Origin of the sequence: Pseudomonas sp. CBZ-4, assembly GCF_000346755.1 — a bacterium.
Taxonomy (GTDB): Bacteria; Pseudomonadota; Gammaproteobacteria; order Pseudomonadales; family Pseudomonadaceae; genus Aquipseudomonas.
Genome location: NZ_ANNV01000150.1, coordinates 85151 through 108734 on the forward strand (window position 1 = coordinate 85151; position 23584 = coordinate 108734).

A 23584-nucleotide genomic window follows, 5' to 3' on the forward strand; every position below is an offset into this window, starting at 1 on the left:
CTTAAAGCTTGAGGGTCAGGCACAGACCAGACCGGGAAAAACGATTGCGCTGATGCTATCAGAGACGCAGCCGCCCGCCACGACTGCGTGCCGTACCCAGGCCGTGGGGCAACAGGCTGGAGCGGGTGTGCGCATGGCAAATGGCGATGGCCAGAGCGTCGGAGGCGTCGATTTGCGGCTTTGAGGTGAGCTTGAGCATGTGCATGACCATCATCTGCACCTGCTCCTTGTTGGCTGCACCGGTACCGACCACGGCCTGCTTGACCTGCGTCGCCGTGTACTCGGCGATCTCCATGCCCTCCTCGGCCCCGGCGACGATGGCAGCGCCACGGGCCTGGCCAAGCTTGAGCGCCGAATCGGCGTTCTTGGCCATGAACACCTTTTCGATGCCCATGGTCACCGGCCCGTAGGTCTGGATCACTTCACGCACGCCGCGATAGACGATCTGCAGGCGCTCGGCCAACTCGCCCGCGCCGGTACGGATGCAACCCGAGGCCACATAGATGCAGCCGCGCGGGGTCTGTTGCACCACGCCAAAACCGGTGATGCGCGAACCGGGGTCGATACCTAGGATTAAAGTCATAACGCCTGCGGGTTGGGTAAACACAATTCTTGCGACAAAGAAGATCAACTGTGGGAGCGGGCTTGCCCGCGAAGGCGGTGGGTCAGCCAACATTTTCAGCGACTGACACACCGTATTCGCGGGCAAGCCCGCTCCCACATTTTGATCTACATCAACCCTTAGACTAGCTGTGCAGCTACGTCTTCCGGGATATCTGCGTTGGAATAGACGTTCTGCACATCATCCAGGTCTTCCAGCATATCCAGCAGCTTCAGCACCTTCTGCGCACCGTCCAAGTCCAGCTCGGCACTGGTGGTCGGCAGCATCACGATTTCCGCGTCAGTGCCTTTGAAACCCGCCGCTTCGAGGGCGTTGCGCACGGCGTAGAAGCTGGCAAACGAAGTGAACACGTCAATCGAACCATCTTCGTTGGTCACCACGTCGTCGGCATCCGCTTCCATCGCCGCTTCCATCAGCGCGTCTTCGTCCGTGCCTGGGGCGAAGGTGATTTGCCCTTTGCGCTCGAACAGATAAGCCACCGAACCGTCAGTGCCAAGGTTGCCGCCGCACTTGCTGAACGCATGGCGCACCGCCGCGGCCGTACGGTTGCGGTTGTCGGTCATGCACTCGACCATCACCGCCACGCCGCCCGGGCCGTAGCCTTCATAGGTCAGCTCGACCATGTCGTCGGTATCGGCAGCGCCGGCACCACGGGCCACGGCGCGGTCGATGATGTCGCGGCTCATGTTGGCGCCGAGAGCCTTGTCCAGCGCCAGGCGCAGGCGCGGGTTGGAACCCGGGTCACCACCGCCCTGGCGGGCAGCGACGGTCAGCTCGCGGATCCACTTGGTGAAGATCTTGCCTTTCTTGGCATCCTGACGCTCTTTGCGGTGCTTGATGTTCGCCCACTTGGAATGGCCAGCCATAACACAACTCCGAAATTCTGTAGAAACCTTGTCAACCCTGCCCCAGGCAGGATGCAACCCTTGTAACGCAAAGGCGCATCCGAAGATGCGCCTTTTTAGACTGCGTGGAACTCAATGCGCTTGCACGCCGCAGCCTTACTCAGCCTTCGGCGTCTCGCGCAGGCGGATGTGCAGCTCGCGCAGCGCCTTGGCATCCACCACACCTGGAGCCTGGGTCATGACGTCCGCAGCACTCTGGGTTTTCGGGAAGGCGATCACTTCACGGATCGACTGGGCGCCGGTCATCAGCATCACCAGGCGATCCAGGCCGAAAGCCAGGCCACCGTGGGGCGGCGCGCCGTATTTCAGGGCGTCGAGCAGGAAGCCGAACTTCTCTTCCTGTTCTGCTTCGTTGATGCCCAGCAGGCGGAAGACCGACTGTTGCATTTCCTTGCGATGGATACGGATCGAACCGCCACCCAGCTCAGTACCGTTCAAGACCATGTCGTAGGCACGGGACAGAGCGCCAGCCGGGTTGGCTTCCAGCTCGGCCGGCGTGCACTTCGGCGCGGTGAACGGGTGGTGCAAGGCGCTGAAGCTGCCGTCGTCGTTCTCTTCGAACATCGGGAAGTCAACGACCCACATCGGCGCCCATTCGCAGGTCAGCAGGTTCAGGTCGTGACCCAGCTTGATCCGCAGTGCGCCCAGGGCTTCGCTGACGATCTTGGCCTTGTCGGCGCCGAAGAACACGATGTCGCCGTCAACCGCGCCAACGCGATCGAGGATCTCGTTCAGGTTGTCCAGCGGGATGTTTTTCACGATCGGCGATTGCAGGCCGTCAACGCCATTGGCGCGCTCGTTGACCTTGATGTACGCCAGGCCCTTGGCACCGTAGATGCCGACGAACTTGGTGTAGTCGTCGATCTGCTTGCGCGGCATGCTCGCGCCGCCGGGTACACGCAGGGCGGCGATGCGGCATTTAGGGTCGTTGGCCGGGCCGCTGAACACCTTGAAGTCGACGGCCTTGAGCTGATCGGCAACGTCTACCAGTTCCAGCGGGTTACGCAGGTCTGGCTTGTCGGAACCGTAGCGGCGCATGGCTTCTTCGAAGGTCATGTGCGGGAAATCGCCGAACTCCAGGTCCAGCACTTCCTTGAACAGGTTGCGGATCATTTGCTCGGTCAGGCCCATGATCTCTTTTTCATCGAGGAAGCTGGTCTCGATGTCGATCTGGGTGAATTCCGGCTGGCGGTCGGCGCGCAGGTCTTCGTCGCGGAAGCACTTGGCGATCTGGTAGTAACGGTCGAAGCCGGCCACCATCAGCAGCTGCTTGAACAGCTGCGGCGATTGCGGCAGGGCAAAGAACGAACCGGCGTGGGTGCGGCTCGGCACCAGGTAGTCACGCGCGCCTTCCGGGGTGGCCCGGGTCAGGATCGGCGTTTCTACGTCGAGGAAGCCGTTCTCGTCGAGGAAGCGGCGGATGCTGGTGGTCATGCGCGAGCGCAGACGCAGCTTCTCGGCCATTTCCGGGCGACGCAGGTCGAGGAAGCGGTAGCGCAGGCGGGTTTCTTCGCCCACGTCGGAGAACTCGTTGAGTGGGAACGGCGGGGTTTCCGACTCGTTCAGCACTTCCAGCTCATAGCCCAGCACTTCGATGCCGCCAGAAGCCATGTTCTTGTTCACGGCACCGGCCGGACGCAGGCGCACCTTGCCGGTGATCTTCACGACGTATTCGCTGCGCACGCGGTCGGCGGCGGCGAAGCTCTCGGCGCGGTCCGGGTCGAACACCACCTGGGCCAGACCATCACGATCACGGATATCGAGGAAGATTACCCCGCCGTGGTCGCGGCGACGGTGAACCCATCCGCAAAGAGTGATTTCCTGACCTTCCAGGGTCTCGTTCAGTTGGCCGCAATAGTGGCTGCGCATCATGGTAGTGGTTTCACTTCTCGTAATTCGAAATTCGGTGGAGGCCTGCCTCGTCACCGTACATTTAAGCCAGGGGACGGATAATGCAGGAGCCTGCGCGTAGAGTTCAACTCAGTCTGCTTTGTCGCCGCCGGCCAGATTCTTCTTCGAGCCGGTCTTGAAGTCGGTCTCGTACCAGCCGCTGCCACTCAGGCGGAAGCCTGGCATGGACAACATCTTCTTGAGCTCCGGCGCCTGGCAGGCTGGGCAATCGACCAGCGGTGCTGCGCTGATCTTCTGAATGGCTTCCAACTGATGACCACAGGAAGCACATTGATAGTCGTACATGGGCATGGCGATGTCTCGGCGATCAGATCATTACTGCGCCACGCCTGCCCATTGGAGAGTAGACCAGGCACACGCAGCAAAGCGCGGGATTATATAGGGTAAATCAAGGCAGCGCAGCCGGCTTTGTGCCGGAGGCGCGGCCCGCCTGGACAGCAGGCCGCGCTCGGAGCCGCAGGTTTACCCGTGGTTCTGTGGATCTACGTGGCCCCTTAAAGCATGAACTACACACACTACCCGGACCAGGCCACTGAAGTTCTTCACTCCCCCGTAACGCAAATGCACTTCCCGATCGACATAAGACAGCAACGCACTGACGGAACAGGCATTGATCCTGGCGATTTCCGTGAGGATGTTCCAATAGATCTGCTCAAGCCGCAGGCACGTGGAAAACCCGTTGAGCCTGACCGATCGGGACAAGGGCCTGGCCAGGCCCATGTCGAACCCCTTTGCAAAGGGATCGACCTTTATCTTATGGAAGCCACACGCCTCCATCACTCCATTACCCACTCCGCGTGACATACACCTGACACTCCATTGCCAAACAACAGCCCATGGGCTTGTCCCATGGGACAGTGGGCCTATAAAACAGCAGGAGGACGCTGGCGACCAGAAGACGTGGAGTTGATAGTTGTAGGACAACGCCAGGAAGCGAAGGGAAACGGCAAGTGGCGCCAGGACGGCGCCACTGTGGGTGCGTATTTACTGATTTTCGAGCAGGGAACGCAGCATCCACGCGGTTTTTTCGTGAACCTGCATACGTTGGGTCAGCAAGTCGGCGGTCGGTTCATCACTGACCTTGTCGAGCAGTGGGAAGATACCCCGCGCGGTACGGGTAACCGCCTCCTGGCCCGCCACCAGTTGCTTGATCATCTCTTCGGCGCTGGGAACACCCTCCTCTTCCTTGATCGAAGACAGGCGGGCATAGATCGAATAGGCGCCCGGTGCCGGGAAGCCCAGGGCACGGATACGCTCGGCGATGGAGTCCACCGCCAGCGCCAGTTCGTTGTACTGCTCTTCAAACATCAAGTGCAGCGTACGAAACATGGGGCCCGTGACGTTCCAATGGAAGTTGTGGGTCTTCAGATACAGTACGTAGGTATCGGACAGCAGCCGCGAAAGCCCATCGACGATGGATTTACGGTCTTCTTCACTGATACCAATATCGATTGCCATGTTTTTCCCCTTCAATTGACGAACGTTCATTGATCAGGTGCAGGACCACTCTAGCAAGAGAGTCGACCTTGTGCAGCCGAGACCCCAGGCAGGACATGCGGCAAATTGACCCTTCCAACCGGTACTGACCGACGCAGGGCTAGCCGCCGACCATGTAGGAAAACTCTCAAAACCCCACTCAAAAACACCCACACCCGTCTAGGACAAGCTTTTACCGCAGAAATGCCCACGCCGTCGCAATACCCTGAAATGCTTGATTTGAGTAGGCACAGCCTTTGCTGTTAAATAGACGGCGTGTAGCTGCCGTTAATGTTTGCGGCACGTTACATAGGCTGATACCCGCGCACGTGCTCAACGCCTCCCATTGTTCAGAAGCGAACCGTGCCAGTCAGCTCTTCCTTGTGATCCGTCTTAACGTGAGTTAATCAAAATGTTGAAAATCGTCCACCTGCTAACGGGCGTTGCAGCGTTGCTGCTGTCCTTTATCCCGAGCCTGCAGCCTGAAAGCCTGCCCTACCTGCAACAACATGACGCTCTGTACCTGGCCTTGTTCGGCCTTCTTAACCTGACGCTGGCACCGGTGATTCCTTACTGGAACAAAGGCACACGTCATCAACTGCAAAACCTGGTCAGCGCGCTGCTGGTACTGACCGTTGTCGTGCAAACCCTCACCCTCCTGGCACCCATGCCTGAAGTCGGTGGCCACCCGGCCATCCTGCTCAGCCTGGTGATTGCAGTGGTCGCCATCGTTCTTCACCTGGCGATCAGCTTCTACCGTTCGTCGCCTGCGGCCGCGTCGCAAAACTACGACATGACCAACCGCGATACCGGCACCGTCAAGTGGTTCAACACCTCCAAAGGCTTCGGCTTTATTTCCCGTGATTCGGGCGACGATATCTTCGTCCACTTCCGGGCCATCCGTGGCGAAGGTCATCGCGTCCTGGTGGAAGGCCAGCGCGTGGAGTTCTCCGTGATGAACCGCGACAAGGGCTTGCAAGCTGAAGATGTGATCGCGGCACTGCCGCGTCGCTGATTTAACCTTCGCAACAAAAAAACCGCGATCCAGCACTGGCTGGATCGCGGTTTTTTATTGCACGCCAATCAATAGTGAGGCGGCGGGGTTTCTTCTTCGGCGGTCTCGAACTGGCCGCCCATTTCTTCCTGGCGCTTGAGCAGCGCGGTCATCTGCATTTGCAGGCGTTCGACCGCCCGCTGCTGGGTGACCAGGATGTCATTGAGGGTTTCGATGGTGTCGTCCTGAAAGGCCAGGCGGCTTTCCAGGTCGTTGACGCGGTCTTGCAAGTCCATGGTTCAGCCCTGGGTAAAGATAAAGTCGGCAGGCAGCAGTTCACGCAGGCGCGCACGAATGGCCGTCACTTGCGCGTCGGTGTAAGGCCGGGCGGGATGCTTGCCCCATACCGGTGCCGGCCAGGCGGCGTCGTCGCGCCTGCGCACGATCACATGCACATGCAACTGGCTGACCACGTTACCGAGCGCGCCGATGTTCATCTTGTCAGCGCCAAGGCCTTCGTTCAGCAATTGGGCGAGGGCTGTCGTCTCTTGCCACAAAGTCTGCTGGTCGGCGACATCCAGTTGAAACACTTCACTGATAGCGTTGATGCGGGGCACGAGGATGAACCAGGGGTAATTCGAGTCGTTGGACAGCAGCAGGCGGCACAGGGGGAAATCCCCAATGGCCAGCGTGTCTTGTTGCAGGCGTTGGTCTAGGGCAAACACCGCGGGCACTCCATTCGGCAGGTCAGTTTCAGGCGCCCAGCATACCTTCGAATGCGTGCGCCTTCACGACGAAGACGCCACCCGACAAAAAGACCTGCACCTTTTCGATGCAGGCGGATATTTCGACTACGCTAAGTCGGGCTTCAGCGGGGCGCACCAAAATGACTCACTTGTGCCTCATAGAGATCCGCCAATTACCCACTTGAAGGGGTGAACCGGTAACGTTTTGCTTTGGGATACTGTTTACGGATGAATGCACAGGCGTAATACCCCAGCGTCAAGCCCAAACCAAACGGCGTAAAAACCCCGTGCTTATGCGGTTTTTACACGGGGATCACAGTTTTCACGAAAAAATGACATTCGGTTACCGCTTTGTGCACGCTTGTTGCATTCAGACTCATATCGTCGGCAACAACCCCTGCCTGGAAGTAGGTGTTACGCGATAAAAACAGCAGCGTTTCAATGCATGCCAAGGAAGGATTCAACGGTTGAAAACTGTTTGAAAACAGCATTGAAGTTGTCAGTCCCGTTACATTAAGGACTGTGAATTTGCGACACGGATCTAGCAATTTACGACAGCCTCGTAAAGAAGCTGAAAGGAAAGATAGGCAAGTATCGCCAAGTATTGTCAGCGTGATATACCTTTGCGCCGACACAAAAAGAAAGAGCCGCCCAGACAAAAATACAGGTGGGACGGCAGTACTCTTCCTAAAAACCAAAGGAGCAAATCACGATGCGCGTGATGAAGTGGAGCATGATCGCCCTGGCTGTTTCAGCAGGCACCTCACAGTTCGCAATGGCATCCGACCAAAGCGATTCCAAAGGCTTTGTTGACGACAGTTCCTTCAGCATCAACACCCGTTTGCTGAACTTCCGTCGGGACTTCCGTAACAACGATTCCGGCAAGAGCTACACGAACGAGACCGGTCTGGGCTTCAACGGCCTGTACCAATCGGGCTTCACCCAAGGCACCGTCGGTGTGGGTGTTGACGTGATCGGCCTGCTGGGCGTGAAACTGGACAGCGGCAAGGGCCGTAACGGCACCGGCCTGTTCCCCAACGGCTCGGATGGTCGCGCCCAGGATGACTACTCCAAAGGCGGCGGCGCCATCAAGTTCCGCGTGTCCAATACTGTCCTGAAAATCGGCGACCAATACACCACCGCACCTGTGTTCGCTTCCGACGACAGCCGCTTGCTGCCGGAACTGCCACAAGGTATCTCGCTGACCAGCACCGAGATCAAGGGCCTCAAGCTCGAAGGCGGCCACTTCACTTCCAGCGTCGCGCAGTCCCAGACCTTCAAGGACAGTATCCTCGACTTCCCTGAAACCAGCCGAGGCATCAAGCAGGCCAACTTCTTCGGCGGCGTGTACTCCTGGACTCCAGAGTTCACCACCAGCCTCTACTACTCCAAAGTCGAAGACTACTGGCGCAAACTCTACGCCAACGTCAACTGGACTCACGCCCTGGGAGATGACCAGTCGGTGGCCGTGGACTTCAACATCTACGACACCAAGAGCTCGGGCGAAGGCCTGCAGCGCGCCTACAAAGACGACGTGACCAAGCTCGACAACCGTGCATTCAGCTTGCAGGGTGCCTACACCCTCGGCGCGCACACCTTCACCCTGGCGGCTCAGAAGGTCAGCGGCGATGGCGACTACGGCTACGGTATCGATGGCGGCGGCACAGTCTTCCTGGCCAACTCCGTTGCCCGTTCCGACTTCAACGCCGAAGGCGAGAAGTCGTTCAAGGCTCGTTACGACCTCGATATGGCATCCTTCGGTGTACCAGGCCTGACCTTTGGCGCTGCCTACATCACCGGTAGCGGCGCCAACACCGCAACCACGTCGAACGGCAAAGAGTGGGAACGCGACATCGAAGGCAAGTACGTCATCCAGAGCGGTCCTGCAAAAGACCTGAGCCTGCGTGTACGTCAAGCAACTTATCGTTCGTCTGATGGTGTGTACTACGGCTCGTCGTCTATCGACGAACTGCGTCTGATCGTGTCGTACCCGCTGAAAATCATGTAATCGGCTATTTGATTACAATGATGGTTTAAGGCTTCGGCCTTAAATAAAAAGCCGCTCCCCTGTGTACAAGGGAGCGGCTTTTTTATTGCGGTTTTATTTCAATGCGAAATTAACTAGCAAGCTAACTAACTAGCGACATCAAAAAGTTTAAACCTGACCGTTTGACCAGGTTAAACACTGCAACACCTTATTACTTCGCGGCCGTTTCCTGCATCACGCGAATAACCCGCTGCGGAAACGGGATATCAATCCCGGCGGCCTTCAAACGGTCACGCGCCAGTTCATTGAGCATGAACACCACATCCCAATAATCCGCCGTCTTGGTCCAGCAACGCAGGGAAACCGTGATAGAGCTGTCGCCCAAGGTCGACACCACGGCCACCGCAGCCGGGTCGGCCAGTACGCGCGGGTCTTTCGCCAGTTCCAGCAGCACCTCACGGGCTTTCTGCAGATCGGCGTCATAGTCCACGCCCACGTCGAACACCACTTTGCGGGTCGGCTGACGGTTGGTGTTGGTGATGATGCCGTTGGACAGGCTGCCGTTCGGGATGATGACCGTCTTGTTGTCGCCCGTGCGCAGCACAGTGTGGAAGATCTGGATGCTGTCGACGGTGCCGGAAGTGCCCTGGGCTTCGATCCAGTCACCGATACGGAACGGGCGGAACAACAGGATCAGCACGCCACCGGCGAAGTTCGCCAGGCTGCCTTGCAGTGCCAGGCCAATGGCCAGGGTCGCGGCGCCGATTGCGGCAACGAACGAGGTGGTCGCCACGCCGATCATCGAGGCCACGTTGACCATCAGCATCACTTTCAGCGCGATGTTGGCCAGGTTGGTGATGAAGTGTTGCAGCGCCAGGTCCGCATTACGCAGGGCCAGCAAGCGCCCCACCCGGTGGGTCAAGATGTTGATCAGCCACCAGCCGATGGCCAGGGTCAACACGGCCAGGAATACGCGGCTGCCATACTCCATGATCATCGGAACCCAAGACTGCGACGTCTTGATCAGTTGATCCACTTCAGCGTTCAAATCCATCTACATTCTCCTGTCTCGCGGGTGTGCGACGTTAAATTGAGTACCCAGTAACGCAATTGAGCCCCGTAGGGCTCAATGGCAGGCGCAGGTTCTGGGGCGTGGGACGTCAAAAACGCCTTCAGGTTCCCCAAATGGCCATCAGTCGCGGAAGTTATTGAACTGCAGCGGCATGTCGAAGGTCTTGGCGCGCAGGGCGGCGATCGCCTCTTGCAGATCGTCACGCTTCTTGCCGGTGATACGCACCTGCTCACCCTGGATGGCCGCCTGGACTTTCAGCTTGGCGTCCTTGACGTGAGCAACGATTTTCTTCGCCAGCTCCTTGTCGATGCCTTCCTTGAGGACGGCTTCCTGCTTCATCAGCTTGCCGGAGGCGTAGGCGTCCTTGATTTCCAGGCACTGCGCATCGATCTTGCGCTTGACCAACGACAGCTTGAGGATCTCGATCATCGCTTCCAGCTGGAATTCGGCTTCAGCGGTCAGGTTGACAGTCAGGTCCTTTTCCTTGAATTCGAAGCTGCCCTTGCCTTTCAAGTCATAGCGACGGTCCAGTTCCTTGACGGCGTTCTCGACGGCGTTGGTGACTTCGTGTTTGTCCAGTTCGGATACCACGTCGAACGAAGGCATGTCATTTCTCCAATATAAGGGGCGGGCTCAGTAGAGATGGAGCGCGCCCGAGCTAAAATGCCGGGGCATTATAGCGGTTCTTTCGCCCCGTTCACTGCGGGCGACCCTACGGAGCAAAAACTGATGTCGATCACCTGGCATATTCTCGGCGCCGGCAGCCTTGGCACCCTGTGGGCTACACGGTTGGCGCGGGCGGGCGTGCCGGTCAGGTTGATAGTGCGCGACAAAACGCGCCTGGCCAGCTATCAGGCCGGGCCAGGGCTGACGTTGGTGGAACACGGCATCCCACACACCTACCCAGTGATCGCTGAAACATCCGACAGCCCGGAGCCAATCCATCGCCTATTGGTCGCGTGCAAAGCCTACGACGCTCAAGGTGCCGTCGCACAGCTGCAACAGCGTTTAGCTGCGGACGCCGAATTGATCCTCCTGCAAAACGGTCTCGGCAGCCAGGATGCGGTGGCCGCCCAATTCCCCCTGGCCCGCTGCATTTTTGCCTCCAGCACCGAAGGCGCCTTCCGCGACGGCGACTGGCGCGTGGTGTTCGCCGGCCACGGCTACACCTGGCTGGGTGACGTAGGCCATCCCACCCCGCCGCTGTGGCTGGAAGACCTGCACGCTGCCGCAATTCCTCACGACTGGAGTACCGACATCCTCACCCGCCTGTGGCGCAAGCTCGCACTCAACTGTGCGATCAATCCGCTGACGGTGCTTTACCAATGCCGCAACGGCGGCTTGCAGGCCCACGCGTGCGAAGTCGCGACGCTCTGCGCGGAACTGAGCGAGCTGCTCGAATGCTGCGGCCAACCCGCCGCCGCCCAGGACCTGCACAGCGAAGTGACGCGGGTGATCGAAGCGACCGCGGCCAATTACTCCTCGATGTATCAGGACGTGGCCAATGCCCGGCGCACCGAAATCAGCTATCTATTGGGCTATGCTTGCCAGGCGGCGGCCCGTCACCAATTGAACCTGCCCCATCTGCAACAGTTGCAAGTGCGCCTGGTCGAGCAGTTACGCGTACGCGGATTGCCCCAAGACTGAGCCACGCGCTACCCTGCCCGCCTGTCTATCACCTGGGAAAACCCTGATGCCGCTGCGCCAGCGTCTTGAAAATCTACCGGTCGGGCAGAAACTGCTGGCCGCCCTGCTGGTGCTGCTGACCACCGTATTGCTGGTGGCCAACCTCACTTTTATCAGCGCCGCCTACTGGATCTCCCAGGAAAGCATGGCGCCCCAGGCGCTCCAGGCCATTGGCCGGCTGGTGTCCAACCCGGCCCTGGCGGCCGAAGCCCTTGAGTCACCGGCCAAAGCCGACGCCTTGCTCAATGAGCTGACCAGCTACTCGCCCCTGCGCGCCGCAGCCTTGTATGACGGTGAAGGCAACCGCCTGGCGCAGATGCAACACGGCGACCGTCTGCACCTGCCGGACCACTACCGGCACATCGAAGCCTGGCGCGTCACCGAGTTTCGCAGCAACCAAATCATCACCCTGCCCCGTCCGGGCCAGCCGTCCGGGCACTTGCTGCTGGTGGCCAGCAGTGAACTGCCGGTGGCGTTCTATACCGGCACCTTGACCGCCAGCCTGGGCATCCTGATTTTCAGCGTGCTGCTGTGGCTGATCATCGCCCGGCAGATCAAGCGCCTGATCACCCGGCCGATCCACGAATTGGAAGAACTGTCGCGCCAGGTCACCCGCGAAGAGAACTACGCCCTGCGCGCCGGCCGTGGCAACCACGATGAAATCGGCAGCCTGGCCGAAGCCTTCAACACCATGCTGTCACGCATCGAAGCCCGCGAGCAGCAGCTCAAGCGCGCCCGGGACGATTCCCAAGAAGCTTACGCCCAAGCCCAGGGCCTGGCCGAAGAAACCCGCCACACGAACCGCAAACTGGAACTCGAAGTCCAGGTGCGCAGCAAGATCGAGAAAAAGCTGACGGGCTTCCAGAACTACCTCAACAGCATCATCGACTCGATGCCGTCCGCCCTGATCGCCCTGGACGAGCAACTCTACGTCACCCAGTGGAACCAGGAGGCCAGCGCCCTCTCCGGCACGCGCCTGGATGAGGCGCTGAACCAGCCGATCTTCCTCGCCTTCCAGCCCCTCAAACCGTACCTGCCACAGATCAAGGCCACCGTTGAACAGCACACCGTGGAGCGTATCGAGCGTGTCACCTGGATCAAGGACGACGAACCCAAGCATTACGCCCTGACCTTCTACCCGCTGATGGGCGGCGCCGGGCGCGGCGTGGTGATCCGTATCGACGACATCACCCAGCGCCTGTCCCTGGAAGAGATGATGGTGCAGTCGGAAAAAATGCTCTCCGTCGGCGGACTGGCCGCTGGCATGGCCCACGAGATCAACAACCCATTGGGGGCGATCCTGCATAACGTGCAGAACATCCGCCGCCGCCTCTCGCCCGACCTGCCGAAGAACCTCGAACACGCCGAGCAGGCAGGTGTGGAACTGGAGGTCGTGAACCGTTACCTGCGCAGCCGCGAAGTGCCGCAACTGCTCGACGGCATCCAGCAGGCCGGTGCGCGGGCGGCGAAAATCGTTACGCACATGCTCAGTTTCAGCCGCCGCAGCAATCGGCAGATGGCGCCGTGCGACCTGCCCGCGCTGATCGATCAGGCCGTGGAAATCGCCGGCAATGATTTCGACCTGACCATCGGCTTCGACTTCAAGGGCCAAGCCATCGTCCGCCAGTTCGACCCGCAACTGGGCCCCGTGCCCGGCACCGCCAACGAGCTTGAACAAGTGTTGCTCAACCTGCTGAAAAACGCCGCCCAGGCCATCCACCTGCGTGAAGACGACCGCGAGCCGGGGCGCATCATCCTGCGCACGCGCCTCAACCCGCCGTGGGCGGAAATCCAGGTGGAAGACAACGGCATCGGCATGAGTGAAAACGTGCGCAAACGCACCTTCGAGCCGTTCTTCACCACCAAGGAAATCGGCCAGGGCACCGGGCTTGGCCTATCGGTGTCGTATTTCATCATCACCAACAACCACAAGGGCCAGATGGAAGTGCACTCCACCCTCGGCCAAGGCACCTGCTTCACCTTGCGCCTGCCCTTGGCCGGCAGCCAACTGCCACCTTACGAACTGACTCAACTGGAGCAATGACCATGGGCTTTCGCCTGTCGAAGATCTACACCCGCACCGGTGACAAAGGCGAAACCGGCCTTGGCGACGGCCGCCGCGTACCCAAGGACCACCCTCGGGTCGAGGCGATTGGCGAGGTGGACAGCCTGAACAGCCAGTTGGGGTTGTTGCTGGCCAACCTGGAAGAACAATGCGGCAAACATCCTGAATTGAAGGACGTGATCGAGGTGCTGACACCTTGCCAACATCGCCTGTTTGACCTCGGCGGCGAACTGGCAATGCCGGTGTACAAGGCCTTGAATGCAGCGGAAGTGGATCGGCTGGAAGCGGCAATTGACCGCTGGAACGAGGAAGTCGGGCCGCTGGAGAACTTCATCCTGCCCGGTGGCTCGGCGTTGATCGCCCAGGCCCATGTGTGCCGCAGCCTGGCGCGCACTGCGGAGCGACGCTGCCAGCAGTTGAATGCGATTGAGCCGTTGGAAGGCGTGGGGTTGGCGTATATCAATCGGTTGTCGGATTTGTTGTTTGTGGCGGCGCGGATTATTGCCAAGCGTCAGGGTGTTGCGGAGGTTTTGTGGCAGGCGGCGGCCAAGCCGCACTGATGATGTTGTAGTGTTTGATCCGGCCCTATCGCGGGCAAGCCCGCTCCCACATTGGGTTTGTGAATACATTCAAAATGTGGGAGCTGGCTTGCCTGCGATGAGGCCGGCAAAGCCACCTCAAACCTCAGGCCAGAACGCCCGGATTCCCGCAACGCCTTGGGCTCCCGCCTCCCAAGCCTTCTCCCGCTCGGCCGGCCCAACCCCACCCAGCAGAAACACCGGTTTGCTGAACCCACTGATCAACTCTGCCGCCTGCTCCCAGCCCAAAGGCTGCGCATCAGGATGAGTTTGCGTCGGCTGCACCGGCGACAGCGTGACAAAATCCACGTCCATCAATTCCGCCAGCGCCAGTTCTTCGGCATTGTGGCAAGACGCCGCCAGCCAGCGGTCCTTCGGCAATGGCCGACCTTTGCTCGCGTACTTGCGCAGTTGCGCCGAGGTCATGTGCCAGCCGGCCGCAGGAAAATCCCCCAGCCATTCAAATGGCCCCTTGAGCATCAACTGCGCCTTGCCCGCACACAGCCCAACCGCGTCCACTGCCAGGTCACGGTATTTCGGGTCGTAACCGTTAGGCGCACGCAGTTGAACCAGCTTGATCCCGCCAGCAATGGCTTTCTGGATGCCGCGCAACAACGTCGGGGTTTCCAGCTCGCCTGGGGTGATCAGGTATTCGGCCGGCAAACGCGCCGCCGCCACAATCGGCGCATTGGCCGCCGGGAATTCGTAGTTGGGCAAGTCCCGCGCGGCGACCCATTCCAGCGGCTGCCCTTCGGCACCGTGTGGCTCGCCGGTAAACGCCGACACTTCCCAGACATCCAGCAACACCTGTTTGTCCGGGTAGTCATGCTGCACCTTGATCAACGGCCGCGCCGTGGTGACCTGGATACCCAACTCTTCCTGCAACTCGCGGGACAGCGCGGTGGCGACCGATTCACCGGCCTCCACCTTGCCACCGGGAAACTCCCAGAGGCCGCCCTGATGCTGGGTATCGGCGCGGCGCGCCAGCAGAATCCTGCCGTCGACACCACGGATCACCGCTGCTGCTACATGCACTCGTTTCACCGCGCTTATCCTCTTGGCAATCAGGTACGGTATTCCGCGTTGATCTTCACGTACTCGTGGGACAGGTCGGTGGTCCAGATGGTTTCGCTGCAATCGCCGCGACCCAACTCGATGCGGATGGTGATTTCTTCCTGCTGCATCACCGCCGAGCCCTGGGCTTCGGTGTAGGTTTCAGCACGGGCGCCACGGCTGGCGATGCACACGTCACCGAGGAACACGTCGATCTTGCTCACGTCCAGATCTGGCACGCCGGCACGGCCAACGGCGGCGAGGATGCGGCCCCAGTTCGGGTCGGAAGCAAACAGCGCGGTCTTGATCAGCGGCGAGTGGGCCACGGTGTAGCCCACGTCCAGGCATTCCTGGTGATTGCCGCCGCCGTTGACTGCAACGGTGACAAATTTGGTCGCGCCTTCGCCGTCGCGCACGATGGCCTGGGCCACTTCCATGCACACTTCGAACACAGCCTGCTTCAACGCGGCGAACAGCGGGCCGCTTGCCTCGGTGATTTGCGGCAGGTTGGCCTGGCCGGTGGCGATCAGCATGCAGCAGTCGTTGGTCGAGGTGTCGCCATCGATGGTGATGCGGTTGAACGACTTGTTCGCGCCGTCGAGGATCAGGCTGTGCAGCACCTCGCGGGAAACCTTGGCGTCGGTGGCGATGTAGCCGAGCATGGTGGCCATGTTCGGGCGGATCATGCCCGCGCCCTTGCTGATGCCGGTCACGGTAACGGTCACGCCATCGTGCACGAACTGGCGGCTCGCGCCTTTGGGCAGGGTGTCGGTGGTCATGATGCCGGTGGCAGCGGCGGCCCAGTTGTCTACCGACAGGTCATCCAGCGCGGCTTGCAGGGCGCCTTCGATCTTTTCGACGGGCAGCGGCTCGCCAATCACACCGGTGGAATACGGCAGCACTTGGCTGGCATCGACGCCGGTCAACTCGGCCAGCTTGGCGCAGGTACGCGCAGCCGCCACAAGGCCTGGTTCGCCGGTGCCCGCGTTGGCATTGCCGGTGTTGGTCAGCAGGTAGCGGATCGTGCCCGCCACGCGTTGCTTGGCCAGGATCACCGGCGCTGCGCAGAACGCGTTGAGGGTGAACACACCCGCGACCGTCGAACCTTCGGCACAGCGCATCACCACCACATCTTTACGCCCCGGACGCTTGATGCCGGCCGAAGCGATACCGAGTTCAAAACCGGCAACCGGGTGCAAAGTGGGCAAAGGACCAAGACCAACAGCCATGAATGCGCTCCTTAAAAATCAGATGATGTGTGTGCCGTCGTAAGCGACGGTGAAATTAATGGCAAAACGCCGCGACGGCAAAGGCCGGTCGCGGCGCGGGGTGTTGCAGCGTCAGGGCGAAATCTTATTCGATCTGGCCGTGGCAGTGTTTGAACTTCTTGCCCGAACCGCAGTAGCACAGCTCGTTGCGGCCCAGTTTCTGGTCGTTGCGCACTGGCGTCTGAGCCAAGGCCACATCGACCTCTTCGCCCAAGACTTCAGGCGCGTCCAGGCCCGGTGCTTCGTCGTGCTGGAACTGCATGCGCGCCGCCAGTGCCTCGGCTTCCTGGCGCAGGCGAGCCTCTTCCTCGATCGGGTCTTCACGACGCACCTGAACGTGGGACAGCACGCGGATCGAATCGCGCTTGATCGAATCCAGCAGCTCGGAGAACAGCGTGAACGACTCGCGCTTGTACTCCTGCTTCGGGTTCTTCTGGGCATAGCCACGCAGGTGGATGCCGTGACGCAGGTGGTCCATGGTCGACAGGTGGTCTTTCCACAGGTCGTCAAGCACGCGCAGTACGATTTGCTTCTCGAAGGTGCGCAGTGCTTCGGCACTCGCCTGCTCTTCTTTCTCGTTGTACGCGGCCAGCAGTTCGGCCATCAGTTTTTCGCGCAGGGTTTCTTCGTACAGGTGGTCGTCTTCGTCCAGCCACTGCTGAACCGGCAAGTCCACGCCAAAGTCGCTCTTCAACGCGGCTTCCAGACCGGCAACATCCCACTGCTCAGGCAGGGATTGTGGCGGAATGTGTGCGCTGACGGTGGCGTTGAGTACGTCCTGACGGAAATCGGCGATGGTCTCGCCAATGTTGTCGGCGGCCAGCAACGTGTTACGCATGTGATAGATCACTTTACGCTGTTCGTTGTTGACGTCATCGAACTCGAGCAGTTGCTTACGGATATCGAAGTTGCGGCCTTCAACCTTGCGCTGCGCCTTCTCGATGGCGTTGGTCACCATGCGGTGCTCGATCGCTTCACCGGACTGCATGCCCAGGGCCTTCATGAAGTTCTTCACCCGATCCGAGGCGAAGATGCGCATCAGGCTGTCTTCCAGGGACAGGTAGAAGCGGCTGGAACCGGCGTCACCCTGACGGCCGGCACGACCACGCAGCTGGTTGTCGATACGGCGCGATTCGTGACGCTCGGAAGCGATCACCTGCAAACCACCGGATTCCAGCACGGCCTGGTGGCGTTTCTGCCAGTCAGCCTTGATCTGGGCGATCTGCTCAGGGGTCGGGTTGTCCAGGGAAGCGACTTCCACTTCCCAGTTGCCGCCCAACAGGATGTCGGTACCACGACCGGCCATGTTGGTGGCGATGGTCAGTGCGCCTGGGCGACCGGCCTGGGCGATGATCTCGGCTTCTTTTTCGTGGAACTTGGCGTTGAGGACCTTGTGCTCGATGCCTTCCTTGTTGAGCAGGTTCGATACGTGCTCGGAAGTCTCGATGGTGGCGGTACCCACCAGGATCGGACGACCCTGGGCCATGCCGTCCTTGATGTCGTTGATGATGGCCGCGTATTTCTCTTCGGCCGTCAGGAACACCAGGTCGTTGAAGTCTTTACGGGCCAGCGGCTTGTTCGGTGGGATCACCATCACGGCCAGGCTGTAGATCTGGTGGAACTCGAACGCTTCGGTGTCGGCTGTACCGGTCATGCCGGACAGTTTGTTGTACAGACGGAAGTAGTTCTGGAAGGTGGTGGACGCCAACGTCTGGCTTTCAGCCTGGATGTTGAGGTGTTCCTTCGCTTCGATGGCCTGGTGCAGGCCTTCGGACAGGCGACGACCCGGCATGGTACGGCCGGTGTGCTCGTCGACCAGTACAACCTGGCCGTCCTGCACGATGTATTCAACGTTGCGATGGAACAGCTTGTGGGCGCGCAGGCCGGCATACACGTGGGTCAACAGGCCCAGGTTGTGTGCCGAGTACAGGCTTTCACCTTCGGCCAGTTCGCCGATCTGGGTCAGCATCTCTTCGACGAACTGGTGACCGGCTTCGTTGAGCTCGACCTGGCGGGTCTTCTCGTCGATGGAGAAGTGACCTTCTTTGGTCACCACGCCTTCCACTTCCTCGATGTGCTGCTCCAGGCGCGGGATCAACTTGTTGATCTCGGTGTACAGGCGCGAGCTGTCTTCGGCCTGGCCGGAGATGATCAGCGGGGTACGGGCTTCGTCGATGAGGATGGAGTCGACTTCGTCGATCACGGCAAAGTTGAGTTCGCGCTGGAATTTTTCATCCATGCTGAACGCCATGTTGTCGCGCAGGTAGTCGAAGCCGAATTCGTTGTTGGTGCCGTAGGTGATGTCGCAAGCGTAGGCGGCGCGCTTCTCTTCCGGCGGCTGGAACGGCGTAACCACGCCGACGGTCAGGCCAAGGAATTCATACAGCGGACGCATCCAGTTGGCGTCCCGGCGGGCCAGGTAGTCGTTCACCGTCACAACGTGCACGCCCTTGCCGGACAGTGCGTTGAGGTAAACGCCCAGGGTTGCCACCAGGGTCTTGCCTTCACCGGTACGCATTTCGGCAATCATGCCTTCATGCAAGGTCATGCCGCCGATCAACTGGACGTCGAAGTGGCGCATGCCCATGACACGCTTACCGGCTTCACGGGCGACCGCAAAGGCTTCGGGAAGCAGCTTGTCGAGGGTTTCACCTTTGGCTATGCGGGCCTTGAACTCTTCGGTCTTGGCGCGCAATTGGTCGTCCGAAAGGGCAACCATCTGCTCTTCGAAGCCGTTGACCAGTTGCACCGTCTTGAGCATGCGTTTGACTTCGCGCTCATTCTTGCTTCCAAAAAGTTTCTTTAACAAAGGCGCAAACATATCGGCAGGTTCTTCCACACATAGGGATGGAGGGCGCACCGTGAGTGGCCCGAGCAGCCCTCACGGCCGCATGCGAACGCGCATTCTACCCGGATTCGTGGGTGAGGAAAGTGGCGTTGTTCCCCGATGCTGGCATGGTGCTGTGAGAGGGCTTGTTTAAAATAAGGGCTTTTGCTGGAACTTCAACCCATGGAGCACAGAAGTTACCTATTGATTTCGCAGGTTTTGCCCGGCCGATGCGTTGCGTGGGGGCATTCAGGCGCTTTCTGCTAAGATGGCCGCTCTGTTACTTAAGGTGTCCAATAATGGCATTTCGCCCCCTAATAGCCCGCGCTCCCGGCGCGTTGCTTCGCGAAGCCAAGCCGTTGAAAGCCATCTTTGGCCATGCGCAACGCCTGGGCCATCTGCAACGCCTGCTCGAAACCCAGCTGCAACCCGCTGCACGTGAACATTGTCACGTGGCGTCCTGGCGCGAAGGTAACCTGCTGCTAATTGTCACAGACGGCCATTGGGCGACCCGCTTGCGCTACCAGCAAAAACGCCTGCAACGGCAATTGATGGCCTTTGATGAGTTCGCCAGCCTGATGCGCATCCAGTTCAAGGTCCAACCACCCACCGTCCAGCAAGGCGCGGTGGGGCATACCATGGACTTGTCGGAAAACGCGGCCGAAACCATTCAGGCAACGGCCGACGGCATCAGCGACCCAGGCCTGCGCGCCGCACTGGAACGGCTCGCCGCCCACGCCAAGCCGAAGGCCTGAACCACTACTTGCGCTTGCTGCCGCCAAGCAACGACCCCAACAACCCGCGCACCAACTGCCGGCCCATCTGATTGGCGGCCTGTTGCATCGCGGACTTCAGCGCCTTGCCTGCCGTGGTGCCCAGGAATGCGCCGGCCTTGTCGGTAAAGCTCGGTTCCTCAGCGGCCGGCTTGGCTTCTTCGGTCGGCCCCAACTCCTTACGCGCCATCAGCACTTCATAGGCCGATTCACGATCGACCGGCTTGTCATAGCGCCCTGCAAGCGGCGAACTGGCGATCAGCGCCGCGCGCTCAGCCTCGCTCAGCGGCCCGATCCGCGATTGCGGCGGCGCAACCAATACGCGCTGGACCACTTCCGGCGTGCCTTTTTCCTGCAACGTCCCCACCAATGCCTCACCCGTGCCCAATTCGGTCAGCACCGCCAAGGCGTCAAACGTCGGGTTAGGACGGAAACCGTCCGCCACCGCCCGCAGGGACTTCTGCTCCTTGGTGGTGAACGCCCGCAGGCCATGCTGGATACGCAGGCCGAGTTGCGCCAGCACCGTGTCCGGCAGGTCCCCAGGGGATTGCGTGACGAAATACACGCCAACGCCTTTGGAACGGATCAGCCGCACCACCTGCTCCAGGCGCTCTTGCAGGGCCTTGGGCGTATCGGCAAACAGCAGATGCGCCTCATCGAAAAACAGCGCCAGCAGCGGTTTGTCCGCGTCGCCGCGCTCCGGCAATTGCTCGAACAGTTCCGCCAACAGCCATAACAGGAAGGTCGCATAGACCTTCGGCGACTCATGCACCAGGCGACTGGCATCCAGCAGATGGATGCGCCCCCGGCCGTCGCTGGCCGGCTGCAGAATATCTTCGAGTTGCAGGGCCGGCTCGCCAAACAAGGCTTCGGCGCCCTGCTGTTCCAGCACCGCCAGGCGGCGCAGCAGTGCCTGGCTGGAGCCGGTGGTCATCAGCGCCGCATCGTCGCCCAGCAGTTCCGGGTGGTAACGCAGGTGGTTGAGCAGTGCCTTGAGGTCCTTCAAATCCAGCAGCAACAGGCCTTCGCGGTCGGCCACCTTGAAGGTCGCGTAGAGCGCCGACTGCTGGCTGTCGGTGAGTTCCAGCAAGGCGCCGAGCAGCAAAGGGCCCATCTCGCTGATAGTGGTACGCAACGGATGACCGGACTGCCCGTGGATATCCCACAACGTGACCGGGTATGCCTTGGCCGTGTAGTTGAGGAAAGGCATGCCGGCAATCCGCTCGGCCACCTTGCCCTGTGGGTTGGCGGCGGCGCCCAGGCCACAGAGGTCGCCCTTGATGTCGGCGGCAAATACCGCCACACCGGCATCGCTGAACGCTTCGGCCAGGCGCTGCAAGGTTACGGTCTTGCCCGTGCCGGTGGCGCCGGCGATGAGCCCATGACGGTTGGCCAGGCGCATGGCCTGGGCGATGGGCTGGCCTTCAAGGTCGGCGCCGATCAGGAGTTGCGTGAAGTCGGACATTTTCTCACCCGTGGTTAAGCTTTAGTGCTGCAAGGTCGATATAGACAGATGTGAGACCCACAAAGTCTAAAAATAGGTCAGATCGTTCCCACAGGAGCCAGCGGAACTGTCACAAGCAATAACACACCTTTTTTGACGCTGCCATTCTGCGCCCCCATAAGGGCGCGCATCGGATATCAAGACCTTAGCGGACCCTACAAGCCATGAATAAAAATCTACGCTTCAGCCACAAAATCCTGCTTGCAGCCTCCCTTATCGTCGTCGCCGCTTTTGCGCTGTTTACCCTCTACAACGACTACCTGCAACGCAACGCGATCCGCAACAACCTCAACAGTTACCTGCATGAAATGGGCGATGTCACCGCCGGCAATATTCAAACCTGGCTCAGCGGGCGCATTGCGCTGGTCGAGAACGCGGCGCAAAACATCGCCATCAACCCGGAACCCAACGTGGTCGCCAGCCTGCTGGACCAGAAAAGCCTGACCTCCTCGTTCATGGCAACCTACGTTGGCGACAGCAGCGGGGCCTTCACCATCCGCCCCGATACCAAGATGCCCGACGGCTTCGACCCGCGCACCCGCCCCTGGTACAAGGGCGCCCAGACCAGCAACGGTTCAACCCTGACCGAGCCCTACATCGATGCGGCGACCGGCAAGTTGATCATTTCCATCGCCACCCCGAGCACCAAGGCCGGCCAGGCCATCGGTGTGGTGGGCGGTGACCTGAGCCTGCAAACCCTGGTGGACAACATTGGCGCACTGGACCTGGGCGGCATGGGTTATGCGTTCCTGGTCAGCGCCGACGGCAAGGTGCTGGTACACCCGGACAAGAACCTGGTGATGAAGTCCCTGGCCGATGTCTATCCAAACAACACCCCGAAAATCAGCAGCGACTTCAGCGAAGTCGAGGCCAACGGCAAGGACAACATCATCACCTTCACGCCGATCAAAGGGTTGCCGTCGGTGAACTGGTACCTCGGCATTTCGGTGGACAAAGACAAAGCCTTCGCCATGCTCAGCGAATTCCGCACCTCGGCGGTGATCGCGACGGTGATTGCGGTGGTGATCATCATCGCCCTGCTCGGCATGCTGATCCGCGTGCTGCTGCAACCGCTGCACCTGATGACCCGTGCCATGCAAGACATCGCCGATGGCGAGGGTGACCTGACCCGCCGCCTGACCATCCAGAACCACGACGAGTTCGGCACCCTGGGCAATGCCTTCAACCGTTTCGTCGAGCGCATTCATACCTCGATCCGTGAAGTGTCCTCGGCCACCGGGCAGGTCAATGAAGTGGCCCTGCGCGTGGTCAGCGCCTCCAACTCGTCGATGCTCAACTCCGACGAACAGGCCAACCGCACCAACAGCGTCGCTGCTGCCATCAACCAACTGGGCGCCGCCGCCCAGGAAATCGCCCGCAACGCCGCGCAAGCCTCCAGCCAGGCCAGCGATGCACGCAACCTGGCGGAAGACGGCCAGCAGGTCGTGGAACGCAATATCAAGGCGATGACTCAGCTATCGGCGATGATCAGCGCTTCCAGCACCAATATCGAGGCACTTAACAGCAAAACGGTGAACATTGGGCAGATCCTTGAAGTGATCACCAGCATCTCCCAGCAAACCAATCTGCTGGCGCTCAACGCCGCGATCGAAGCGGCCCGTGCCGGGGAAGCGGGACGCGGGTTTGCCGTGGTCGCCGATGAAGTGCGCAACCTGGCGCACCGCACCCAGGAGTCGGCGCAACAGGTGCAAACCATGATCGAAGAGCTGCAAGTCGGCGCCCGGGATTCGGTCAGCACCATGAGTGAGAGCCAGCGCCACAGCCAGGACAGCGTGGAGATTGCCAACCTCGCCGGCGAACGCCTGAACAGCGTGACCCAGCGCATCGGCGAGATCGACGGCATGAACCAGTCGGTCGCCACTGCCACCGAGGAACAGACCTCGGTGGTGGAGTCGATCAACATGGACATCACCGAGATCAACACCCTCAACCAGGAAGGCGTGGAAAACCTGCAATCGACCTTGCGTGCCTGCGCTGACCTTGAGCAACAGGCTGGGCGGTTGAAGCAGTTGGTCGGCAGTTTCCGTATCTGACCCATCAAGGCATAGGTATCGACACAACTTTGAGCATTGCTGCAGGACCTGTGGCGAGGGAGC

Annotated in this window: 21 protein-coding genes and 1 pseudogene; 8 read left to right on the forward strand and 14 right to left on the reverse strand. The window is 60.2% G+C overall.

From position 1 onward, the window contains the following. Nucleotides 1-58: 58 nt before the first annotated feature. The 6 genes from ruvC to B348_RS0121085 form a co-directional block, all read right to left on the reverse strand. Nucleotides 59-583 (reverse strand): crossover junction endodeoxyribonuclease RuvC, encoded by a 525-nt coding sequence (gene ruvC / locus B348_RS0121060; protein WP_005790910.1) that lies wholly within the window; start codon nucleotides 581-583, stop codon nucleotides 59-61. A 158-nt stretch (nucleotides 584-741) separates the two neighbouring features. Next, complete coding sequence (locus B348_RS0121065; protein WP_017738028.1) at nucleotides 742-1488, reverse strand: YebC/PmpR family DNA-binding transcriptional regulator; 747 nt, start codon at nucleotides 1486-1488, stop codon at nucleotides 742-744. A gap of 135 nt (nucleotides 1489-1623) precedes the next feature. Then, nucleotides 1624-3399, reverse strand: a complete 1776-nt coding sequence (gene aspS / locus B348_RS0121070) for an aspartate--tRNA ligase (protein WP_017738029.1) — start codon at nucleotides 3397-3399, stop codon at nucleotides 1624-1626. Between the two features lie 108 nt (nucleotides 3400-3507). After that, complete coding sequence (locus B348_RS0121075) at nucleotides 3508-3729, reverse strand: FmdB family zinc ribbon protein (protein WP_010208103.1); 222 nt, start codon at nucleotides 3727-3729, stop codon at nucleotides 3508-3510. A 171-nt stretch (nucleotides 3730-3900) separates the two neighbouring features. Next, a complete protein-coding gene (locus tag B348_RS0121080) occupies nucleotides 3901-4242 on the reverse strand; it encodes a ribbon-helix-helix domain-containing protein (RefSeq protein WP_026136956.1) in 342 nt (113 codons plus the stop codon). 180 nt (nucleotides 4243-4422) lie between these two features. Next, nucleotides 4423-4896, reverse strand: a complete 474-nt coding sequence (locus B348_RS0121085) for a Dps family protein (protein WP_003193874.1) — start codon at nucleotides 4894-4896, stop codon at nucleotides 4423-4425. A gap of 430 nt (nucleotides 4897-5326) precedes the next feature. Between B348_RS0121085 and B348_RS1000000132095 the strand changes: the two genes are divergently transcribed. Beyond that, the gene (locus B348_RS1000000132095) at nucleotides 5327-5929 is read left to right on the forward strand and encodes a cold-shock protein (RefSeq protein WP_005790922.1); all 603 of its coding nucleotides are present in this window, start codon (nucleotides 5327-5329) and stop codon (nucleotides 5927-5929) included. A 68-nt stretch (nucleotides 5930-5997) separates the two neighbouring features. On the opposite strand, the gene B348_RS0121095 is transcribed toward B348_RS1000000132095, so the two are convergent. Both B348_RS0121095 and B348_RS0121100 read right to left on the reverse strand, forming a co-directional pair. Further along, the gene (locus B348_RS0121095; RefSeq protein ID WP_017738032.1) at nucleotides 5998-6204 is read right to left on the reverse strand and encodes a SlyX family protein; all 207 of its coding nucleotides are present in this window, start codon (nucleotides 6202-6204) and stop codon (nucleotides 5998-6000) included. Between the two features lie 3 nt (nucleotides 6205-6207). Continuing rightward, nucleotides 6208-6633 carry an HIT domain-containing protein gene (locus B348_RS0121100; protein ID WP_017738033.1) on the reverse strand — a complete coding sequence of 142 codons (426 nt, stop codon included), beginning with the start codon at nucleotides 6631-6633 and terminating at the stop codon, nucleotides 6208-6210. 733 nt (nucleotides 6634-7366) lie between these two features. Between B348_RS0121100 and B348_RS0121105 the strand changes: the two genes are divergently transcribed. Then, nucleotides 7367-8662 carry an OprD family porin gene (locus B348_RS0121105; protein WP_017738034.1) on the forward strand — a complete coding sequence of 432 codons (1296 nt, stop codon included), beginning with the start codon at nucleotides 7367-7369 and terminating at the stop codon, nucleotides 8660-8662. Between the two features lie 190 nt (nucleotides 8663-8852). Here B348_RS0121105 and B348_RS0121110 read toward each other — a convergent pair whose 3' ends face one another. After that, a complete protein-coding gene (locus B348_RS0121110; RefSeq protein ID WP_017738035.1) occupies nucleotides 8853-9695 on the reverse strand; it encodes a mechanosensitive ion channel family protein in 843 nt (280 codons plus the stop codon). Nucleotides 9696-9833: 138 nt separating this feature from the next. After that, the gene (locus B348_RS0121115; RefSeq protein WP_017738036.1) at nucleotides 9834-10319 is read right to left on the reverse strand and encodes a YajQ family cyclic di-GMP-binding protein; all 486 of its coding nucleotides are present in this window, start codon (nucleotides 10317-10319) and stop codon (nucleotides 9834-9836) included. A gap of 123 nt (nucleotides 10320-10442) precedes the next feature. Here B348_RS0121115 and B348_RS0121120 point away from each other — a divergent pair, with 123 nt between their 5' ends. The 3 genes from B348_RS0121120 to B348_RS0121130 are packed head-to-tail and all read left to right on the forward strand — an operon-like array spanning nucleotide 10443 to nucleotide 14024. Then, nucleotides 10443-11360, forward strand: a complete 918-nt coding sequence (locus B348_RS0121120; RefSeq protein ID WP_017738037.1) for a putative 2-dehydropantoate 2-reductase — start codon at nucleotides 10443-10445, stop codon at nucleotides 11358-11360. 46 nt (nucleotides 11361-11406) lie between these two features. Further along, the gene (locus B348_RS0121125) at nucleotides 11407-13443 is read left to right on the forward strand and encodes a PAS domain-containing sensor histidine kinase (protein ID WP_017738038.1); all 2037 of its coding nucleotides are present in this window, start codon (nucleotides 11407-11409) and stop codon (nucleotides 13441-13443) included. Between the two features lie 2 nt (nucleotides 13444-13445). Further along, the gene (locus tag B348_RS0121130; protein WP_017738039.1) at nucleotides 13446-14024 is read left to right on the forward strand and encodes a cob(I)yrinic acid a,c-diamide adenosyltransferase; all 579 of its coding nucleotides are present in this window, start codon (nucleotides 13446-13448) and stop codon (nucleotides 14022-14024) included. A 117-nt stretch (nucleotides 14025-14141) separates the two neighbouring features. On the opposite strand, the gene B348_RS0121135 is transcribed toward B348_RS0121130, so the two are convergent. The 3 genes from B348_RS0121135 to secA form a co-directional block, all read right to left on the reverse strand. Further along, entirely contained in the window at nucleotides 14142-15086 is a 945-nt protein-coding gene (locus B348_RS0121135; protein WP_026136957.1) for a Nudix family hydrolase, read from the reverse strand. A 20-nt stretch (nucleotides 15087-15106) separates the two neighbouring features. Further along, a complete protein-coding gene (argJ, locus tag B348_RS0121140; protein ID WP_026136958.1) occupies nucleotides 15107-16324 on the reverse strand; it encodes a bifunctional glutamate N-acetyltransferase/amino-acid acetyltransferase ArgJ in 1218 nt (405 codons plus the stop codon). 124 nt (nucleotides 16325-16448) lie between these two features. Beyond that, on the reverse strand, nucleotides 16449-19184 hold the full coding sequence (secA, locus tag B348_RS0121145) for a preprotein translocase subunit SecA (RefSeq protein WP_017738042.1): 2736 nt from the start codon (nucleotides 19182-19184) through the stop codon (nucleotides 16449-16451). 305 nt (nucleotides 19185-19489) lie between these two features. Between secA and B348_RS0121150 the strand changes: the two genes are divergently transcribed. Next, nucleotides 19490-19945, forward strand: coding sequence for a DUF721 domain-containing protein (locus B348_RS0121150; RefSeq protein ID WP_026136959.1), 456 nt, complete (start codon nucleotides 19490-19492; stop codon nucleotides 19943-19945). Between the two features lie 4 nt (nucleotides 19946-19949). Here the strand turns inward: B348_RS0121150 and B348_RS0121155 are convergent, their stop codons facing one another. Next, nucleotides 19950-21428 carry a helicase HerA-like domain-containing protein gene (locus tag B348_RS0121155; RefSeq protein WP_017738044.1) on the reverse strand — a complete coding sequence of 493 codons (1479 nt, stop codon included), beginning with the start codon at nucleotides 21426-21428 and terminating at the stop codon, nucleotides 19950-19952. Between the two features lie 203 nt (nucleotides 21429-21631). Between B348_RS0121155 and B348_RS1000000132250 the strand changes: the two are divergent. Beyond that, nucleotides 21632-22663 (forward strand): annotated as a pseudogene (locus tag B348_RS1000000132250) (cache domain-containing protein); the annotation flags it as partial. Nucleotides 22664-22756: 93 nt separating this feature from the next. Continuing rightward, nucleotides 22757-23521: a methyl-accepting chemotaxis protein gene (locus B348_RS1000000132255; RefSeq protein WP_370695332.1), complete on the forward strand. Its 765-nt coding sequence runs from the start codon at nucleotides 22757-22759 to the stop codon at nucleotides 23519-23521. Nucleotides 23522-23584 lie beyond the last annotated feature (63 nt).

Bases quoted from the DNA above. Each gene is read 5' to 3' on its own strand.
- B348_RS0121125 (WP_017738038.1), top strand. From the start codon at position 11,407: ATGCCGCTGCGCCAGCGTCTTGAAAATCTACCGGTCGGGCAGAAACTG.
- aspS (WP_017738029.1), bottom strand. From the start codon at position 3,399: ATGATGCGCAGCCACTATTGCGGCCAACTGAACGAGACCCTGGAAGGT.
- B348_RS0121120 (WP_017738037.1), top strand. From the start codon at position 10,443: ATGTCGATCACCTGGCATATTCTCGGCGCCGGCAGCCTTGGCACCCTG.
- B348_RS0121085 (WP_003193874.1), bottom strand. From the start codon at position 4,896: ATGGCAATCGATATTGGTATCAGTGAAGAAGACCGTAAATCCATCGTC.
- B348_RS0121130 (WP_017738039.1), top strand. From the start codon at position 13,446: ATGGGCTTTCGCCTGTCGAAGATCTACACCCGCACCGGTGACAAAGGC.
- ruvC (WP_005790910.1), bottom strand. From the start codon at position 583: ATGACTTTAATCCTAGGTATCGACCCCGGTTCGCGCATCACCGGTTTT.
- argJ (WP_026136958.1), bottom strand. From the start codon at position 16,324: ATGGCTGTTGGTCTTGGTCCTTTGCCCACTTTGCACCCGGTTGCCGGT.
- B348_RS0121065 (WP_017738028.1), bottom strand. From the start codon at position 1,488: ATGGCTGGCCATTCCAAGTGGGCGAACATCAAGCACCGCAAAGAGCGT.
- B348_RS0121095 (WP_017738032.1), bottom strand. From the start codon at position 6,204: ATGGACTTGCAAGACCGCGTCAACGACCTGGAAAGCCGCCTGGCCTTT.
- secA (WP_017738042.1), bottom strand. From the start codon at position 19,184: ATGTTTGCGCCTTTGTTAAAGAAACTTTTTGGAAGCAAGAATGAGCGC.
- B348_RS0121075 (WP_010208103.1), bottom strand. From the start codon at position 3,729: ATGCCCATGTACGACTATCAATGTGCTTCCTGTGGTCATCAGTTGGAA.
- B348_RS0121150 (WP_026136959.1), top strand. From the start codon at position 19,490: ATGGCATTTCGCCCCCTAATAGCCCGCGCTCCCGGCGCGTTGCTTCGC.
- B348_RS0121115 (WP_017738036.1), bottom strand. From the start codon at position 10,319: ATGCCTTCGTTCGACGTGGTATCCGAACTGGACAAACACGAAGTCACC.
- B348_RS0121105 (WP_017738034.1), top strand. From the start codon at position 7,367: ATGCGCGTGATGAAGTGGAGCATGATCGCCCTGGCTGTTTCAGCAGGC.
- B348_RS0121110 (WP_017738035.1), bottom strand. From the start codon at position 9,695: ATGGATTTGAACGCTGAAGTGGATCAACTGATCAAGACGTCGCAGTCT.
- B348_RS0121080 (WP_026136956.1), bottom strand. From the start codon at position 4,242: ATGTCACGCGGAGTGGGTAATGGAGTGATGGAGGCGTGTGGCTTCCAT.
- B348_RS0121155 (WP_017738044.1), bottom strand. From the start codon at position 21,428: ATGTCCGACTTCACGCAACTCCTGATCGGCGCCGACCTTGAAGGCCAG.
- B348_RS1000000132255 (WP_370695332.1), top strand. From the start codon at position 22,757: ATGCTCAACTCCGACGAACAGGCCAACCGCACCAACAGCGTCGCTGCT.
- B348_RS1000000132095 (WP_005790922.1), top strand. From the start codon at position 5,327: ATGTTGAAAATCGTCCACCTGCTAACGGGCGTTGCAGCGTTGCTGCTG.